This is a genomic window from Aquimarina sp. AU58, assembly GCF_900312745.1.
GTDB classification, from domain to species: domain Bacteria; phylum Bacteroidota; class Bacteroidia; order Flavobacteriales; family Flavobacteriaceae; genus Aquimarina; species Aquimarina spinulae.
In genome coordinates this window covers 323,190-342,274 of record NZ_OMPD01000008.1, presented here as the reverse complement: position 1 = coordinate 342,274, position 19,085 = coordinate 323,190, and the positions used below count along the sequence as shown (strand labels likewise).

The 19,085-nt window shown below is 32.9% G+C and carries 18 protein-coding genes; 10 read left to right on the top strand and 8 right to left on the bottom strand.

All coding sequences use genetic code 11. From position 1 onward, the window contains the following. The first annotated feature begins 8 nt into the window (after positions 1–8). Positions 9–917, top strand: coding sequence for a citrulline utilization hydrolase CtlX (ctlX, locus tag DK441_RS05910; RefSeq protein ID WP_109097913.1), 909 nt, complete (start codon positions 9–11; stop codon positions 915–917). Positions 918–985: 68 nt separating this feature from the next. Further along, positions 986–1,396 (top strand): Rrf2 family transcriptional regulator, encoded by a 411-nt coding sequence (locus DK441_RS05905; protein ID WP_025666472.1) that lies wholly within the window; start codon positions 986–988, stop codon positions 1,394–1,396. Between the two features lie 14 nt (positions 1,397–1,410). On the opposite strand, the gene DK441_RS05900 is transcribed toward DK441_RS05905, so the two are convergent. After that, positions 1,411–2,055 (bottom strand): chromophore lyase CpcT/CpeT, encoded by a 645-nt coding sequence (locus DK441_RS05900; protein ID WP_109097912.1) that lies wholly within the window; start codon positions 2,053–2,055, stop codon positions 1,411–1,413. Positions 2,056–2,401: 346 nt separating this feature from the next. Between DK441_RS05900 and argS the strand changes: the two genes are divergently transcribed. The 4 genes from argS to DK441_RS05880 all read left to right on the top strand — a co-directional run bounded on the left by argS (position 2,402) and on the right by DK441_RS05880 (position 7,285). Then, entirely contained in the window at positions 2,402–4,180 is a 1,779-nt protein-coding gene (gene argS / locus DK441_RS05895) for an arginine--tRNA ligase (RefSeq protein ID WP_109097911.1), read from the top strand. 149 nt (positions 4,181–4,329) lie between these two features. Next, a complete protein-coding gene (locus DK441_RS05890; RefSeq protein ID WP_025666475.1) occupies positions 4,330–4,797 on the top strand; it encodes a GNAT family N-acetyltransferase in 468 nt (155 codons plus the stop codon). Positions 4,798–5,034: 237 nt separating this feature from the next. After that, positions 5,035–6,363: a signal recognition particle protein gene (ffh, locus tag DK441_RS05885; RefSeq protein WP_074408983.1), complete on the top strand. Its 1,329-nt coding sequence runs from the start codon at positions 5,035–5,037 to the stop codon at positions 6,361–6,363. A gap of 37 nt (positions 6,364–6,400) precedes the next feature. Then, the gene (locus DK441_RS05880) at positions 6,401–7,285 is read left to right on the top strand and encodes a bifunctional 5,10-methylenetetrahydrofolate dehydrogenase/5,10-methenyltetrahydrofolate cyclohydrolase (protein WP_109097910.1); all 885 of its coding nucleotides are present in this window, start codon (positions 6,401–6,403) and stop codon (positions 7,283–7,285) included. Between the two features lie 366 nt (positions 7,286–7,651). Here DK441_RS05880 and DK441_RS05875 read toward each other — a convergent pair whose 3' ends face one another. The 3 genes from DK441_RS05875 to rho all read right to left on the bottom strand — a co-directional run bounded on the left by DK441_RS05875 (position 7,652) and on the right by rho (position 11,868). Beyond that, positions 7,652–8,803 carry an SH3 domain-containing protein gene (locus DK441_RS05875; protein ID WP_025666478.1) on the bottom strand — a complete coding sequence of 384 codons (1,152 nt, stop codon included), beginning with the start codon at positions 8,801–8,803 and terminating at the stop codon, positions 7,652–7,654. A gap of 605 nt (positions 8,804–9,408) precedes the next feature. Next, positions 9,409–10,080 carry a peptide-methionine (S)-S-oxide reductase MsrA gene (gene msrA / locus DK441_RS05870; RefSeq protein ID WP_109097909.1) on the bottom strand — a complete coding sequence of 224 codons (672 nt, stop codon included), beginning with the start codon at positions 10,078–10,080 and terminating at the stop codon, positions 9,409–9,411. Positions 10,081–10,224: 144 nt separating this feature from the next. Next, positions 10,225–11,868 carry a transcription termination factor Rho gene (rho, locus tag DK441_RS05865; RefSeq protein WP_025666480.1) on the bottom strand — a complete coding sequence of 548 codons (1,644 nt, stop codon included), beginning with the start codon at positions 11,866–11,868 and terminating at the stop codon, positions 10,225–10,227. Between the two features lie 202 nt (positions 11,869–12,070). Between rho and DK441_RS05860 the strand changes: the two genes are divergently transcribed. Next, entirely contained in the window at positions 12,071–12,481 is a 411-nt protein-coding gene (locus DK441_RS05860) for a DUF4293 domain-containing protein (protein ID WP_034243903.1), read from the top strand. Positions 12,482–12,538: 57 nt separating this feature from the next. Here DK441_RS05860 and DK441_RS05855 read toward each other — a convergent pair whose 3' ends face one another. Further along, complete coding sequence (locus DK441_RS05855) at positions 12,539–13,033, bottom strand: metallophosphoesterase (RefSeq protein WP_034243905.1); 495 nt, start codon at positions 13,031–13,033, stop codon at positions 12,539–12,541. Between the two features lie 178 nt (positions 13,034–13,211). On the opposite strand from DK441_RS05855, the gene truA reads away from it, so the two are divergent. Then, complete coding sequence (gene truA, locus DK441_RS05850) at positions 13,212–13,958, top strand: tRNA pseudouridine(38-40) synthase TruA (protein ID WP_109097908.1); 747 nt, start codon at positions 13,212–13,214, stop codon at positions 13,956–13,958. After that, complete coding sequence (locus tag DK441_RS05845; protein ID WP_109097907.1) at positions 13,959–15,722, top strand: ABC transporter ATP-binding protein; 1,764 nt, start codon at positions 13,959–13,961, stop codon at positions 15,720–15,722. Positions 15,723–15,736: 14 nt separating this feature from the next. Here the strand turns inward: DK441_RS05845 and DK441_RS05840 are convergent, their stop codons facing one another. From DK441_RS05840 to folP, 3 genes are all read right to left on the bottom strand, one after another. Beyond that, complete coding sequence (locus DK441_RS05840) at positions 15,737–16,522, bottom strand: DUF3667 domain-containing protein (protein ID WP_109097906.1); 786 nt, start codon at positions 16,520–16,522, stop codon at positions 15,737–15,739. After that, a complete protein-coding gene (locus DK441_RS05835) occupies positions 16,522–17,298 on the bottom strand; it encodes a diadenylate cyclase (protein ID WP_109097905.1) in 777 nt (258 codons plus the stop codon). Before DK441_RS05835 ends, DK441_RS05840 begins: the two co-directional genes overlap by 1 nt. Positions 17,299–17,409: 111 nt before the next feature. Beyond that, positions 17,410–18,234, bottom strand: coding sequence for a dihydropteroate synthase (folP, locus tag DK441_RS05830; protein WP_109097904.1), 825 nt, complete (start codon positions 18,232–18,234; stop codon positions 17,410–17,412). Positions 18,235–18,403: 169 nt separating this feature from the next. On the opposite strand from folP, the gene DK441_RS05825 reads away from it, so the two are divergent. After that, the gene (locus tag DK441_RS05825) at positions 18,404–18,949 is read left to right on the top strand and encodes a DUF1599 domain-containing protein (protein WP_025666488.1); all 546 of its coding nucleotides are present in this window, start codon (positions 18,404–18,406) and stop codon (positions 18,947–18,949) included. Positions 18,950–19,085 lie beyond the last annotated feature (136 nt).

Here is a 19,085-nt window from a genome sequence, read left to right as displayed (position 1 = left end):
CGATAGTAATGATTCGTCCTGTTCAATTTAGAATGAATGAACAAACGGCTGTAAATAATTACTATCAGGAAACTGCAGGTATAGATACAGAAACTGCTAATATTAAAGCTCAACAAGAGTTTAATCAATTTGTAAAAGTATTAAGAGAGGCTGGGGTACATGTAATTGTAATTGATGATGATCCCCAAAATGATACTCCTGATTCTATTTTTCCTAATAATTGGGTGTCTTTTCATGAAAATGGAGATGTAGGGTTATATCCGATGTTTGCTGTAAATAGAAGAAAAGAACGCAGGCCCGAAGTTTTGGACCAATTAGAAGCATCTGGGTTTGAGATAAGTAATATTATAGATTATACCGACGCTGAAGATGAAGGGTTGTTTCTTGAAGGTACAGGTAGTCTGGTTTTAGATAGGATAAATAGAAAGGCATATTGTGCATTATCTCCTCGAGCAGATGAGGATTTGTTTATAGAGTTTTGCGAAGATTTTGAATATACACCCGTTATCTTTACAGCGTATCAAACGGTTAATAAAAAACGATTGCCAATATATCATACCAATGTAATGATGGGAGTAGGAGAAACATTTACAGTTGTATGTCTGGAATCTATAGATGATAAAAAAGAACGCAAAAACCTTGTTAATCATCTAAAAAATGATGGTAAAGAGATTATTACAATTACTGAAAATCAAGTGAACAACTTTGCGGGTAATATGCTCCAAGTTGTTGGTTTGGGAGATAAGCGTTATATTGTCATGTCATCTGCGGCGTTTAAGAGTCTAACTAAAGATCAAATTACCAGGATAGAAAAGCATTGTGCAATTCTTCATAGCGATCTCAATACAATCGAAACATTAGGCGGAGGGAGTGCACGTTGTATGATGGCAGAAGTTTTTCTTCCGAAAAGTTTGTAGTTCTATAAGCTGTAGTTAAAACTTCAAACTTAACCAGTAACTATAAATTACAAGAAATCAATTAAAGTATGCTTTCGAAAAAAACTAAATATGGCTTAAAGGCACTTACTTATATTGCAAAAAAGAGATGTGATGATCCCGTGTTAATCTCAGAGATTGCATCTAATGAGAATATTTCTCAAAAGTTTTTAGAGAGCATTCTGTTAACACTAAGAAAAACAGGTTTTTTAGGATCTAAAAAAGGAAAAGGAGGAGGGTATTATTTAATTAAAGAGCCAAAAAATATCACAATGGCGTCTGTAATTAGAGTTTTAGAAGGACCTATTGCTATGGTGCCTTGTGTGAGTCTTAATTTTTATGAAAAATGCGACGATTGCCCCGACGAAGATAAATGTGCGGTACATAGTGTTATGATTGAAGTGAGAGATAGTACGTTAAAAGTTTTAGAAAATAAAACATTAGCAGATTTTGTTAAGTAATTACAAAGTGATCTTTACTTACCGGTTCTTTTGTATTTATAAGGTCCTTTGATTTTGCCCCATACTTGTTTTCCGTTGTTGTTATATCCTTTGGTCCATATCGATATCTTATCTTTACTAACCACATAAGTACTCATAATATAATCGATATAATCAATGTTATTGTTGCAAGAACCCTTACCCGTTTTACCAGAATATATTGTCGAAGTTTTTTTCTTAAAATATACTTGACATCCGGTTTTTATTTCCAGACTATCCAAAGTTAACCTATCAAAGAGTTTGGTTGAAGGTCTGCCAGAGAATTCAGGATTATTTAGATCAGCACTATGGTCCTTTACACTAATGATTTTATAACTTGTGCTTTTGATAGTCGAAGAGTCTAATCGTTCATAGTTTAATATCATCTGATTGTATACATGATGATCTCCTTTAGCATCTGATACTTCAGAATATACCCAATATCCAGGCTTATCTTTCCAGATTCTAATATTAATTAAATTAAGATGAGCAAAACTAGAATCATTTTCAGCTTGTTCTTCATTAGAAAATTCACCAATTAATAATGCTACCAAATTGTGTAATTCAATATCTTTTACAGGATTAGAATTGCAGGATAAAAATAATGTTGATAGAAAAATAATTAGTAAAAATTGCCTCATATAGTTGTTTTAATAAATATAAAAAAAATACGAAAAAAAACGCAATTTATCGATAAAACTTAGCGTTTTATCCTAGTAAAATTGATTTAGCTATATAATTTTGCAGAACGAAACCCCAAATACAAAATAATAAATAGATAGTATTGACGTCATAAATAATCAATCTACTTGTGTTGGTGCAAAAGGAAAAACGATTTTGCAATTTGTTTTCTAAATTTAACTCAGGGGATTTTTTGTACGAGTTATTGACTAGTGTTTTTTTATGTACAATATAATGAAATGATGTGAAAACACGTAGTGTCGCTGTGTAATTTCTATTATCTTTGCAGCTTAATTTTTTAAGAAGATGAGTTTACAACAAACCATTTCAGAAAAAGTAAAAGAAGCAATACAACAATTGTATAGTGCTGATCTGGAATCTGTAGAATTACAAGCTACCCGAAAAGAATTTGAGGGAGATGTTACTGTAGTAGTGTTTCCGATGCTTCGTGTGGTTAAAGGAAACCCTGTTCAGATAGGAGAATCCATAGGGAAGTATTTGGTAGAGCATATAAAAGAAATTGATGCCTATAATGTAGTTAAAGGGTTTCTAAATCTAGTGATTTCAGATTCATATTACCTTAATTTTTTTGCAGAAATCAAAAATATCGAGCATTATGGTTTTGTAACCCCTTCAGAAAAAGATAAGGCGATTATGGTAGAGTATTCCTCACCTAATACAAATAAGCCTCTGCATTTAGGACATATTAGAAATAATCTTTTAGGATATGCCGTAGCAGAAATTATCAAAGCTAGCGGTAAAAAAGTATATAAAACCCAAATTATTAATGATAGAGGTATACATATTTGTAAATCTATGTTAGCCTGGCAGAAATATGGAGATGGAAAAACACCAAAATCTACGGGGTTAAAAGGAGATAAATTGGTCGGGAATTATTATGTGAAATTTGATAAAGTCTATAAAGATCAAATTGCTGAGTTAATTTCTACGGGTAAAACAGAAGAGGACGCGAAAAAGGAAGCTCCGATCATAGTAGAAGCCCAGGAAATGCTTCGTAAATGGGAAGCAGGAGATGAAGAAGTGGTGAAGCTTTGGGAAATGATGAACGGTTGGGTGTATGATGGTTTTGATCAAACCTATAAGACTTTAGGAGTAGATTTTGATAGCTACTACTATGAAAGTAATACATATCTTCTTGGTAAGGATAATATCGAAGATGGATTGGCTACAGGTGTGTTTTTCAAAAAAGAAGATGGGTCGGTATGGTGTGATCTAACCGATGAAGGTCTTGACGAAAAAATAGTATTGCGTAGCGATGGTACTGCAGTATATATGACTCAGGATATAGGAACAGCAATACAGCGTGTTAAGGATAACCCTGACATAGGAGGGATGATATATACTGTAGGGAATGAGCAAGATTATCATTTTAAGGTGTTGTTTTTAATTTTGAAAAAATTAGGGTATGACTGGGCACAATATTTACATCATCTAAGTTATGGTATGGTTGATTTGCCTAGTGGTAAAATGAAAAGTAGAGAAGGAACGGTAGTAGATGCTGATGATTTAATTACTCAAATGGCAGCGACTGCTGGTGAAATTTCTAAAGACCTGGGTAAATTAGATGGCTATACAGAAGATGAAAAAGCAGAAATTTACAGTATTATAGGTCTTGGGGCATTAAAATATTTTATTTTGAAAGTAGATCCCAAAAAACGTATTCTTTTTAATCCCGAAGAATCGGTAGATTTTCAAGGAAATACTGGGCCATTTATACAATATACCTACGCACGTATTCAAGCAATTCTGCGAAAAGCAGATTTTAATCATGACACCCCGATAGTTGATATAGCGTTACATGAAAAGGAGAAAGAACTTATTAAACAATTAGAGCTTTATCCAGAAATTATTCAGAATGCCGCGAATGAACTTAGTCCAGCCATAATTAGTAATTATACTTATGACTTGGTAAAGACTTATAATTCGTTTTTTCAAAATGTATCTATATTCGGAGCAGATACAGATAAGGAAAAAATATTTAGAGTTCAAATTTCTAGCCTGGTGGGGAAAACTATTAAATCTGGATTTAAACTTTTAGGGATTAACGTTCCCGAAAGGATGTAGTTTTAGATATAGGCATAAAACCTTTAGAGTCGATATTTTTTGCTTTAAAAAGAGAAGAATATCGATTTTTTATTCCTTTTGTCCAAAGTATAAGATAAAAATCAATAGTAAATACTATATTAAATCATCTGTTTTTTTATTTTAGTAAGATGAAGTGCCAAATATCAAGAGCAACCGACCAGGATTTACCGTTGATGCAACATTTGTTTTATCAAACGGTTATTACGTATGGCTCTATGGTATTTACAAAATCAGAAATTAAAATTTACTCTCGATTGGCCATAAACAAAGCATATTGGCAAAATAAATTTAGTAAAGACTTTATTTATAATGCTAAGCTAAATGGTGAAATTGTAGGTTCTTTTTCTATGGACCCAAAAGGAAATATTGAGTATATATTTGTTCATATGAATTATCATGGGCGAGGTATTGCCAGTGAATTGTATCGTACTATCGAAGAAATAGCAAAAGAAACGAATATCAAAACATTAACTACGCAGGTTAATATGTTAACCCGTTCGTTTTTCCAGAAAAATGGCTTCGAAATTATTAAAAATGCTTCAAAAGTAGTTGGAGGAGAGGAAGTAATAAGTTATAGCGGCGTAAAACATCTCTAAAAACTAATATCTAAAACCGAATCATAGTATGTAAATGATTTTTAGTTTTTAAGGTAAAACAATGTGTGAAATCGTATACTGATCTTGTCTTTGGTGATGCAAAACTACATGTGATACTGTATTGTTTGATTGTGATTCTGTAATTCTATAATTCCATCCTTTATTTATACACTTCAAATCCTTAAATTTGCACCGATCTATCGATGAAGATAGTGTTTTCAAAATACGAGAAAATATATGTTTGATAATTTAAGTGATAAGCTAGATAAAGCTTTACATATTCTAAAAGGTCATGGGCAGATAACAGAAGTAAATGTTGCAGAGACACTTAAGGAGGTGCGAAGAGCATTAGTTGATGCCGATGTAAATTATAAAATTGCTAAAGAATTTACTTCAACAGTAAAAGAAAAAGCATTAGGTCAAAATGTTTTAAAAAGCCTTAAACCAGGGCAGTTGATGGTAAAACTTGTCAAGGATGAATTAACAGAATTGATGGGAGGTGATGTTGTAGAGGTTGATTTATCAGGTAAACCATCTGTTATTTTGATGTCGGGATTACAAGGTTCTGGTAAAACTACTTTTTCGGGAAAACTTGCTAACTTTCTTGCTACTAAAAAAACTAAAAAACCGCTTCTTGTTGCTTGTGATGTATATAGACCTGCGGCGATAGATCAATTGCACGTAGTTGGAGAGCAGATTAACGTAGAGGTTTTTAGTGATAGAGGCAATAATGACCCGGTTGCTATTGCCAAAGCTGGTGTAGCACATGCAGAAGCAAATGGGTTTAATGTGGTTATTATTGATACCGCAGGGCGTTTGGCTGTAGACGAGGTGATGATGACAGAGATAGCAAATATCCATAAAGCAGTTACTCCTAATGAAACCTTATTTGTTGTTGATTCTATGACAGGGCAGGATGCTGTTAATACTGCAAAAGCTTTTAATGATGTACTTAACTTTGATGGAGTAATTCTAACTAAGCTTGATGGTGATACTCGAGGTGGAGCAGCAATATCAATAAAATCGGTTGTTGATAAACCTATTAAATTTATTGGTACCGGGGAGAAAATGGAAGCTATCGATGTATTCTATCCTTCTCGTATGGCAGATCGTATTTTGGGGATGGGAGATGTGGTGTCTCTGGTAGAGCGTGCTCAAGAACAGTTTGATGAAGAAGAAGCTAGAAAACTACAAAAGAAAATTGCCAAAAATCAGTTCGGATTTGATGATTTCTTAAAGCAAATTCAGCAGATTAAGAAAATGGGTAATATGAAGGATTTGATCGGAATGATCCCAGGAGCAGGGAAAATGATGAAAAATATGGATATCGATGATGATGCGTTTAGGCATATTGAGGCGATTATACATTCTATGACACCAGAAGAACGATCAAAGCCACAAATTATAAATTCTAGCAGAAAGAAACGAATTGGTAAAGGTTCGGGGACATCGATACAACAAGTAAATCAATTGTTAAAGCAATTTGATCAGATGAGTAAGATGATGAAAATGATGCAAGGTGGCGGTGGAAAACGAATGATGCAGATGATGGGTAAAATGAAATAATTATAATTTTTTGGGAAATAACAGGTAATTTAGGCACATGGAAATATTAGATGGAAAAAAAGTAAGCAACGATATTAAAGATGAAATAGCTGTTGAAGTTCAGAAAATGAAAGAACGTGGTGAAAAAGTGCCACATCTTGCAGCGGTTTTAGTGGGTAATGACGGTGCTAGTTTAACCTATGTGGGTAGTAAAGTTAGGGCTTGTGAACGAATAGGTTTTGAATCTACTTTAGTAAAAATGCCAGATACTACCAGTGAAATAGAACTGTTAGCTAAGATTAAAGAACTTAATGAAGATGATAATATCGATGGTTTTATAGTGCAATTGCCATTACCTCCTCAGATTGATGAACAAAAGATACTTTTAGCGGTACACCCTGATAAGGATGTAGATGGTTTTCATCCCATGAATTTTGGAAGAATGGCGCTAGAGATGCCAGCCTTTATTTCTGCTACACCGTTTGGTATTTTAGAATTATTAGAACGCTACAATGTAGAGACCAAAGGAAAACATACTGTAGTAATTGGTAGAAGTCATATTGTGGGTAGGCCTATTAGTATCTTAATGGGAAGAAAAGGTTCTCCTGGTAATTCTACAGTAACATTAACCCATAGTCATACTAAAAATATTGAGCAAATTATTGCTCAGGCAGATATTGTTATTTCTGCCTTGGGAGTTCCTAATTTTTTAAAAGCTGAGATGGTGAAAGAAAATGCGGTTGTTATTGATGTTGGAATTACAAGAGTTTCTGATGAATCCAGCCCAAAAGGATATAGGATTGTTGGGGATGTAGATTTTGAAAATGTAAGTAAAAAAGCATCTTTTATTACTCCGGTGCCAGGAGGAGTAGGGCCAATGACAATAGCGATGTTGCTTAAAAACACATTATTAGCAAGAGAAAGACATCAAAATAATAAATAATTTTGATTTGTTTTTTGAACTAAAAAATAGATATCCGGCACGATAATTATAAAGAGTGTTAAGAAGAACTAGATGTTGTGTTAAAAAAGATTGATATCGATGCGATTTTTCTATACTATGTTAGAAATCATCGATTTAGATGTTTCTAATCACTTAAATACTTTGATCTAATAGTATTTACAATTAATAACTAAAAAGCCAGTACATACGATCGTATGTACTGGCTTTTTAGTTATATAAGAATTTCCTTCCGAAAAAATCCTTATCGTATTTATAATATAAACGCCAGAACTCATAAAGTCCTGGCGTTTATTATATATGTTACATTTATATTTTGGTGATTATAAAATGTATGTAATCGTATTCTTAGTTTTCGTTAAATTTATCTGCAGAAATGTTATCATCACTACCAGTACTATATCCACCTCCACTAGGAAGAAGATCTAATGCTAAATTATACGAAGGAACGTTGATACCTTTAGAAGTTTTAACGGTGTTAAAGTCTAAGATTTGCTCACTCTTTTCGTATAGTGCATTCTTAGTAAAAGTTCCATATTTTTTACCATTCTCAGTAGTTTCTTTCCATTCCTTACCGTATGCAATTTTAAGGAAGTATTCTCCCTCTGGAATGTTTCTGATAAACTGAGTAGTATTAGAGTTGATATAGGTTACACGTACTAACTGGTCATCAGCTTTGGTTTTACCCATTTTGTACATCTTAATAACAACTTCTGTATTTTTTCCTACTTTAATTTTCAGGTAATTGTCTAACTTATAATCAAACTTACCTTTAAAGTTAAATGATTTTGGAGTTGCACCAGACTTATATGTCTTTTTCTCCCAGCTAGAGTATTTATCTTCTCTAGATACTTCTATAGAAGCAGCTTTAGGAGAGCTCGTATTCGAGCTAGAACCATAAGATGGTGTTGTAGATTCGATAGGATTAGAGGCTACATTCGAACCTCTTGCGGCTCTTCTGTTAGCTTCTTCTACCGCTTTTCTTGTTTCTTCTGTGTCTGCAAGAGCACGTTGTGCAGCAACATCTTTTGATCGTTTTGCTGCTTCTGCATCTGCAATAGCTTTTGCTGCAGCTGCTTCTGCTTCTCTTTTTAGACGTTCTGCGTCAGCAATTGCTTTTCTTGCTGCTTCTTCTGCAGCTTTTTTGGCAGCTTCTGCCTGTGCAATTGCTCGTGCTGCTGCTTGTTTAGCAGCTTCTCTTTTTGCTGCTGCTTCTTGAGCAGCTCTTTCTGCATCTGCAATTCGGCTATCCTCGGTTAATAGCTTACTAAGTACAAATCCGTTCATTTTCTTGAACTGTATTGCACTCCATTCTCCGTAATTAGAGCTCATTACATACACCTGAGTTCCTTGAGGAACCTCGGCGATGGTATTAAATTGTAGACCTGGACCACTTCGAACTTCTAATTTATTAGAAGACATTAAGTATTGCCCATCCTGAGCATGAGCAGACGAGAAAGTAATCACCAAAAGCAGAATAAATGTAAAAATAGACTTCATATCGCTTGTTTTAAGTAGATTGGGTTATAATTCAAATTTAATATTACTATTTCTTTAATTAAAAATTTATAAAAAAACATAATTTACCGTCAAAAATCGATCTTCAAAAAAGGTGCCAAAAATATTTTAGCTCTAATTTCTTCTTTTAATACAATCTAATAAACATTAAAAGAATTACAATTTTTTAAAGAACAATTTAATCTGTAATGATTTGTTTTTCAATAAGTTAATGTGTTTTTGCTCTAGCAAAACTTCAATACTTTCGATTAAAATACTGAAAAGAAAACCATTAAATCAGACTCAAAAGTAATGTTTTATTATGAAAAACACAACTTGTTTTCATTTTATTTCAATAAAAATAACAATTTATTTCCATCATTTTGTGTTTTTCAACGATTTTTTTTGACAATACAACCGATTTAATTGTGATTTTTAGATAGCACTGTCGGTTTTGTAAGCCATGTGTTGTAGATATATGTAAATGTGAAAAATATTTAATTTGATAAGTAAAAGGTTCTATCTTGTTTTAACATAGGTTTAACAAGGGGTTGTGCGCTTTAATTGGGATATCATACCCTATACTTAAACTCGTGTGTGAACTAATTTTAATGTTTTTCTTTAATAAGGTTAGGGAATTTTGCTTGAAATCTTTTTAACCTGGGAACAGATATATTACGTATGTAGGGGTTGCCTGGATTTCTTTTTTCATAATCCTGATGATAAGCCTCTCCTTTCCAGAATTTTTGAAAAGGTAACACTTCTGCTGCGATTCTTCGGTTTAGTTTTTTACCTAATGCTTCTTTCTTGTCTTCGATTATTTTTTTCTGCTCTTCGTTTTGGTAAAAGATAATCGATCTGTATTGTGAGCCATGATCTGGGCCTTGACCATTAACCTGTGTTGGATTTTGTGATCCAAAATATACATCTACCAAAGTTGAAAAAGAAACCATTTTTGGGTCATAAATGATCTCTACGACTTCGGCATGTCCTGTTCGTCCGGTATTGCTTGATTGGTATGTTGGGTTTTTGGTATGACCTCCTGAGTAGCCAGAGATAGATTCTTTAACACCTTTTACGCTTTCGTAAATAGCTTCGACACACCAAAAACATCCACTGGCAAAATAAGCTCTTTCTATACCGTCGACAGGTTTAACTCTCACTGGTGTGATGTTTTCGTTTTTTGTGACTTCTTTTTTATTATTAACTGATTGACTATTGCTTTGGCAGCTCGAGAATAATAAAACGGCACTCCATATTATATATAGTATATTTTTCATGATATATTAAGTTTTAATACTTGGTCAATTTCTTCTTAGAAAACTTTCAGTTTATGTATTAAAATGATAAAATAATATGATAAAGCAAAGGCGGCTATCAATATTAATTGATAGCCGCCTTTGTTATTTATTATAAATGTATTGTTATCCGTTCATAGAAATAAGGAACTCGTCATTATTTCTTGTTTGCTTAAAACGTTCATTAATAAATTCCATTGCTTCTACTGGATTCATATCTGCAAGATATTTTCGCATTACCCACATTCTTTGGATAGTTGTTTCGTCTAATAGAATGTCATCTCGACGAGTACTAGAAGATGTAAGGTCAATAGCAGGGAAAATTCTACGATTAGAGATTTTACGATCTAATTGTAGTTCCATGTTACCAGTTCCTTTGAATTCTTCAAAGATTACTTCATCCATTTTAGAACCTGTTTCTGTTAATGCTGTTGCGATAATAGTTAATGAACCTCCATTTTCTATATTACGTGCAGCACCAAAGAAACGTTTTGGTTTGTGTAAAGCATTAGCATCTACACCACCACTTAATATTTTTCCACTAGCGGGTTGTACAGTGTTGTATGCTCTGGCTAGTCTTGTGATTGAATCTAATAGAATGACTACGTCATGACCACACTCTACTAATCTTTTTGCTTTTTCCAATACAATGTTAGCTACTTTTACATGCTCGTTAGCTTCTTTGTCAAAGGTAGAAGCAATTACTTCTCCTTTTACATTACGCTGCATATCTGTAACTTCTTCTGGTCTTTCATCTATAAGAAGGATCATTTGGTATACTTCGGGATGATTTGCTGCAATAGCATTAGCAACATCCTTAAGTAACATGGTCTTACCTGTTTTAGGTTGTGATACTATCATACCACGTTGTCCTTTTCCGATAGGAGCAAATAAATCCATTATCCTGGTAGAGATTGTACTTTGTCTTTCTGCAATATTAAATTTTTCTTGCGGAAATAGGGGAGTCAAATGCTCAAAAGAAACTCTATCGCGAACTACTTGTGGATCAAGACCGTTGATTTTATTTACCTTAATAAGGGGGAAATATTTTTCACCTTCTTTAGGAGGTCTTACTTGTCCTAATACAGTATCACCTGTTTTAAGTCCAAAAAGTCTGATTTGCGATTGTGATACATAGATGTCATCTGGAGAAGAAAGATAGTTGTAGTCACTAGATCTTAAAAAGCCATACCCATCTTGCATAATGTCTAATACACCTTCACTTTCGATTATGGCATCAAACTCAAAATCTGGTTCTTTATATCGATTTCTATTGTCTCGATTTCCGTTCTCCTTTTTATTAGCGTTATTAGGATTGTTACTTCGAGATTTATTTTGTTGAGACTTGTCATTACCTCTGTTTCGATTATCCTTTTTATCGTCTCTATTTTGGTGAGGTTTGTTTTTTTTATCGGTGTTTTCTTTCTCTTTAGAAACAGTTTCCTCTGAAGGAAGTGGTTTAGTCACTTCGCTTTTTTGTTCTTTAGGAGCTTTGTTGTCTTTTTTGGCAGGATTTGTAGGTCCGTCTGGTTTGCGAGCACGGGGCCTTCTTTGGCGAGCATTGGGTTTAGGTTTTTCAGAATCTGTTTTTTCTGAAATATCCTCAGCTACGACTTGCTTTACCTTATTAGGATTTGTGGCTTGATAATCTAGTATTTGATATACTAAATCTAATTTTTTTAAGGTACGAAACTTAGGTACATTAAGGTTTTTTGCAATTTCTTGCAATTCAGGAAGCTTTTTTGCTTTTAATTCGGAAATCTCTAACATTTATATTTGTTATATAATTTTACGTTTTAGGTATAAATTTTCTAAAGAAGAAATCTAGGAAAATTTTATTTTCGAAGGTAAGTAACCTTAGTTGAGAAGGTTACAGGTTTTGTGCTGCAAGTATACGACTTTATTTTTAATTTTTTACACATATTTATAAAAAGAAACTCTTATTTTTGCTTTTCTCTAAGGAAAAAAAATAATGTTACAACGAATTCAAACCATATACCTTTTATTGGCTGCTGCAGTTTCTGGAGGGCTTTGTATGTATTTACCTTACGGGATAGATGCTAATGGTGTAGCACTTTATGCTAAAGGAGAATTATTTCTTTTAGGAATGTTTTTGGGATCAGCGATTTTATCTCTGATTTCGATTTTTTTATTTAAAAATAGAAAGCTTCAATTTGTATTGGGGCGTATCAATATCTTATTAAACTTTATTTTACTAGGAGTATTTGTTTATTGGTCACTAACGGTATCTGGAGAAACTCAGGTTTCAGAGAAAGGTATTGGGATGATCATTCCTGTTATTTCTATCGTTTTATTAGTAATGGCCAATAAGGCTATTAAGAAGGATGAGAATCTTGTAAAATCTGTAGACCGATTACGATAAACCTAAAATCTTAGTAGTATTAGTGCGTTAAAACCCGGAGTATGCCAACTCCGGGTTTTATTTTTTTCCTAATTCGATTACTTCCAGATTTTCGATATTACCAGAATCTAGTGTAAACCTGAGCATTGTTCTTACTTTGTGAAACCCATGTTTGCCTGCTGCGCCGGGATTCATATGTAATACCCCGTTTTTTTTATCGGGTATTACTTTTAGAATATGTGAATGACCGCAGATAAATAATTGAGGTGGGTTTGATTTAATCTCATCTCGAGTGTTTATATTGTATTTAGGAGGGTACCCTCCTATGTGAGTGATCCATACAGAGACTCCTTCGCAATTAAATCTTTGGTGTAAAGGATAGGTAGCCCGGGCTTTATCATCATCTATGTTTCCATATACGGCCCTAAGAGGTTTTAAAGCTTCGATAGCATCGGTCACTTTAAGATCACCAATATCTCCAGCATGCCAAATTTCGTCGGCTTCATTAACATAATGCAATATGCGGGAATCAATATAACTATGGGTATCGCTAAGTAGAAGTATTTTTTTCAAAATCGAATAATAAAATTGAGTTATTGTACAATAGAAAAACAGGAACGAAACCATAACCCCTATCTCTGTTTTATAAAGTATATTTGCGCTTAGTTTTTATACAAAAATAGAATATTGTTGAAATAAGCTACAGAATCTAAGTAAAGAAATTGTATTGAAAATAATAGATGCGAGTAGAATGAAATATTTTTTAGAGCTTTCATATAACGGAACTCCATATCATGGATGGCAACGACAACCTAATGCAATTTCTGTGCAGGAAGTTCTTGAGAGTTCGTTATCTACTATTTTACGCGATAAAATTGATGTGGTTGGAGCAGGAAGAACAGATACAGGTGTTCATGCAAAACAAATTATGGCTCATTTTGATTGCAGAGATATACTAGATACAGATCAATTTAAATATAAACTTAATGCAATTTTACCGGCAGAAATTGCAATCCAGAATGTATGTCGTGTGCACCAAAATGCTCATGCCAGGTTTGATGCAGTAAGTAGGTCGTATGAGTATCATGTTACATTAATAAAAGACCCTTTTAGTATTCATAAATCTTATTATTTAAAAAAACCATTGGATGTGGATTTAATGAATGAAGCTGCTAAATTACTGTTAAACTATACTAATTTTAAATGCTTTAGTAAGTCCAAAACCGATGTAAAAACGTATAATTGTACAATCACAAATGCAACCTGGGAAAATCATGGTAATCAATTAGTTTTTAAGATTTCGGCCAATCGTTTTCTTAGAAATATGGTTAGAGCAATTGTGGGGACACTTATCGAGATTGGAGAACATAAATTAAATAATGAGGATTTAATAGCTATTATTAAAAGTGAAGATCGGAGTCAGGCCGGATATTCGGTTCCTGCTCATGGGCTTTACTTAACAGCTGTAGAATACCCTAATAATATATATACAATATAGATGGCAGAAAAGAGTGGTAAAGCTTTTGATTTTAAACTTTTCAGACGGTTGATTACATATACTAATCCTTACCGACTGACTTTTTATTTTGTAGGTTTTTCGGCTATTTTGTTGGCTATCTTGTCTATTGTTAATCCATATTTACTTAGAGAGACAATAGACAGAACTATTATTCCTAAAGATGGCGAGCTATTGGTTTATTTTATTTGCCTAATGCTGGGAGTTTTGTTTCTGGATGTGATCACCCAATTCTTGTTTATCTACTTTGCTAACTGGTTAGGGCAAGAAGTAATTAGGGATATTAGAGTGAAATTGTTTGAGCATATGCTTGGTTTTAAAAAACAATATTATGATCAGTCTGCTGTAGGTAGATTGGTGACTCGGGCTGTAAGTGATATCGAAACTATAGCCAGTATTTTTAGCCAGGGGTTGTTTATGATTATAAGTGATCTGTTAAAAATGCTAGCAATTTTATGTTATATGCTCTACCAGAGTTGGCAACTTGCATTGCTGGTATTTGTTGTGTTGCCTCTGGTTGTCTATGCTACGCGAATTTTTCAGCAAAAGATGAAAGTGGCTTTTGAGGAAGTAAGAACCCAGGTTTCTAATCTTAATTCATTTGTACAGGAACGAATTACAGGAATGAAGATCGTTCAATTGTTTACACGAGAAGAAATTGAATACTCTAATTTTAAAGAAATTAATGAAAAACATAAAAAAGGTTGGATAAAAACTGTTTGGTATAACTCTATATTTTTTCCTATTGCAGAGATGTCCAGCTCTATAACCATAGGGTTGATTGTTTGGTTTGGAGGATTAAAAGCTGCACAAGGAGATGAGGTCACTCTGGGACTGGTTATTGCATTTATCCAGCTCTCTCAAATTTTGTTTAGACCCTTACGGCAGATAGCAGATAAATTTAATACACTACAAATGGGAATGGTAGCTGCTAATCGTGTGTTTGCCATTTTGGATACAGATTCTAAAATTGAGAATAATGGTACGCAGTTATTAGAAAAGATAAAAGGTAAAATTACATTTGATGATGTACGATTTAGCTATATCGAAAATGAAGAAGTATTAAAAGGAATCTCTTTTAATGTTGAAGCAGGAGAAACAGTAGCAATAGTAGGAGCAACAGGAGCGGGAAAATCTACTATTATTAATTTGCTTAGCAGGTTTTATGAAATAGGTGGCGGAGTGATTTCTATCGACGATATCGATATTAAAACTATTGAGTTAAAATCATTGAGAAACCATATTGCAGTGGTGCTTCAGGATGTGTTTTTATTTGCAGATACGATTCTTAATAATATTACTTTAAATAATGGAGATATTTTAGAAGAACAGGTGTATCAAGCTGCAAAAGAGATAGGAATTCATGATTTTATCATGAGTCTTCCAGATGGGTATAACTATAATGTGAAAGAAAGAGGGGCTATGCTTTCTTCGGGACAACGGCAGCTTATTTCTTTTTTAAGAGCTTATGTTACTAATCCAGGTATTTTAGTGCTAGATGAAGCTACATCATCGATAGATTCACATAGTGAACAATTGATTCAGAACGCAACAAACAAAATTACCAAAGGAAGAACTTCTATTGTTATTGCCCATCGATTAGCGACTATTAAAAAAGCAGATAAAATTATTGTAATGGATCAAGGTAAAATTGTAGAACAAGGGAACCATAATGAATTACTCCAAATAGAGAAGGGGTATTACAGAAATTTATACGAAGTGCAATTTGCAGATGTAACCGAGTAAGCAGTTTGTTATGCTTATTTAGTAGGAATTTCTATTGCTCCCGATAGAACCATTAGTAAAAAAATCACCAACCCTATAATAACGTATAGTATTCCGCCGTAGATAAGAAACAGTAGTGTTTTGATCAGGATTTTCTTCAAGTTAATTTGATAAAGCCTCTTTAAAACATAGGCCATATAAAATATGTATATCGGGAACTGTACCAAACCTACAATTATGAAACTATCTACCATGAATGTTAGCGGTAGTAAAACAAATGTCATGATCCCTACAATATGAGAGTAACCATATAGGTAGATTACAAAATGCTCTGTTAAATTATATTTTTTATAATTCAAAAAAACCAGCCGGGATAATAAAGCTAGTAAAGGAATCATTAAAAAATTTAGCATGGATTGGTATTGGGTAGTGGTGTCAAATATTGAACTTTGTATTTCAGCTTGCTGTGCAGTGAAATTATCGTTAAACTGCATAATTTCTTTTAATCTGTCTTTTACTATAAAAGCATAAATTCCAGTAATTGTTATGGTAATAGCAAAATATCCAAAAGCATTTACATATCGTTTTCTAAGCCCGTGAATATAGCCATCGATTACTTCTTCTGGTTTTGTGAATAAATGAGTAAATGTTTTAATAAATGAATTATCCAAATTAAAAAAACGGTCAACAAATTCTGAAATCAGATTTTTAAAAGTAATTCGTTTTGTAATCTTTTTTGCACCACAATCGGGACAAAAATTATGAGTTTCAATTTGTTGTCCGCAATTTTTGCAATTGGTAATACTAATTAAATTATTCATTAAACTAAATCCCTTTTTATTTTTTCTATTAACTCTTCTTCTGTTTTAAATATCACAAATTCCCCATTTTTGATATATGATAATTTACCAGTCTCTTCACTTACTACTAGAGCTAAAGCATCAGTTTTTTCGCTAATACCTACAGCAGCACGATGTCTTAGTCCAAAACGTAAAGGCATATTATTATCATTGGTAACTGGTAAAATGACTCGGGTGGCTACTATGCTATTATCTTCTATAATCATGGCTCCATCATGAAGAGGGCTGTTTTTATAAAAAATACTTTCGATTATAGGAGTATTTACAAGGACATCCATGGTATCTCCCGATGTTTTAACAAAATCCAGAGATGTATTTCTTTTAATAACAATAAGTGCCCCGGTATGAGTTTTTGCCATTTCACTACAAGCAGTTACAATAGCGGTAACATTGGTAACACTATCTTCGGGAGCATCTCTAATAAATTTTAATTGCCTGAGAAATTTACGCCTTCTTCCAAAATTAGTAGAACCAATCATTAAAAGGAATTTTCGTATTTCTTGTTGAAAAACTACAATTAGGGCAAACATTCCAACACCAATAAATTCGCCTAAAACGCTACTCAACATTTCCATGGCAAGGAATTGCGTAAGTTTCCATACCAGATAAATCATAACTATTCCTATAAAAATATTGATAGCTGCAGTACCTTTAACTAACTTATAGATATAGTACAATAACAAGGCAACAAGTACAATATCAAGTATATCTAATATTCTTAGGTTTATTAAGTCCAAATGTCTGGTGTTTTTGTAAAAATAGAAAAATTAGTGAAACCTTGTTTTGAAAAGCTGTATAAAACAGCGTATTCAAAATAATGATGAGTTAGATTCATTTGTAGGTAGTTTCTAATTAGAATATGCACTTACCAGATGAACACACTCTACAGCTTCTTTAACATCATGTACTCTTAAGATAGAGGCCCCGTTAAGTAAGGCAATAGTATTAAGAGATGTAGTGCCATTTAGTGCTTCTTGCGCAGTACTATTTAGTGTTTTGTATATCATTGATTTTCGAGAAACCCCAGCTAATATAGGTAAATTATGTACCTCTAAGAGTTTTAGATTTTTTAAAAGATCGAAATTCTGATGAGTGTCTTTAGCAAAACCAAACCCAGGATCAATAATCATATCATTCACGCCATATTTTTTTGCTTCTGCAATTTTTTCTGCAAAATATATATTCATTTCACGAATTAGATTGTCATATTGATTTAATGTTTTCATAGTTTGTGGGGTTCCTTTCATATGCATCATGATGTATGGAACTCCTAATATACCAACCGTTGAGATCATGTTTTTGTCCAGGTTTCCGGCAGAAATATCATTAATTAATGCGGCTCCGGCTTCAATACATGCTTTTGCAATTTCACTTCTAAATGTATCAATAGATAATAAGATTTCAGGAAATTCATTAAGCAACAATGATACTATAGGCAGGATTCTTTTTTCTTCTTCTTCAATAGAAATATGATCTGCTTCTGGTCTTGAAGAATAGGCACCTAAATCAACAAAAGAAGCACCTTCGATAAGCATTTGTTCTGTTTGTTTTAATATCTCGTTTTCATTTTTATATTTCCCTCCATCATAAAAAGAATCAGGAGTTAGGTTAAGGATACCCATTACTTTTGGAGTAGATAAATCGATTAATGAGCCTTTACAATTGATTGTCATTTTTGAGATTTCATTTGTTTATGATTATTGTTTTAAGGGGCAAGCCTATATTTTGGTTGGAATTTATAAAATTGTGAGGTCACATTTCGTGTTTTTTGCTTTTAAACTTTAAATATGATTTTTTTAATTCCCATATTAAAGCGAAATTTACGCAAAATTCAACAGTTTTATGCAAGATACATCCACACAATATGATACCATAATTAGTAATTGTCGAGATCTATTTAATCAAAAGATGATAGATTATGGCAGTGCGTGGAGAATTCTAAGATTACCATCCTTAACCGATCAGATTTTTATTAAAGCACAACGCATTAGAAGCCTTCAGGAAAATGAAGTACGTAAGGTAAATGAAGGTGAAGTTTCAGAATTTATAGGGATTATTAATTATTGTTTAATGGCTTTGATACAACTAGAGAAAGGAGTTGCAGAACAACCTGATTTGTCTTCAGAAGAAGCAGTTACGTTGTATGATAAGCATATTAGGATTACCAAAGAATTAATGATGAATAAAAATCATGATTATGGAGAAGCCTGGCGTGATTTACGAGTGAGTTCTCTTACAGATCTTATTATTCAGAAATTACTTAGAGTAAAACAGATAGAGGATAATAAAGGAAAAACGTTGGTAAGCGAAGGTATCGATGCAAATTATCAGGATATGATTAATTATGCAGTATTTGCTATGATTCATTTAGGCGAGGCAAATAAATAGATATATAAAATACTGTTAAACTAAAAGGAACAAGAATTAATCATATTATCTTGTGCAAATTATACTAAAATATTATGGTCAACATATAAAGAACAGGTAATCAAAATAGGTGTTACATTGGTTCTATTGGCTTTTT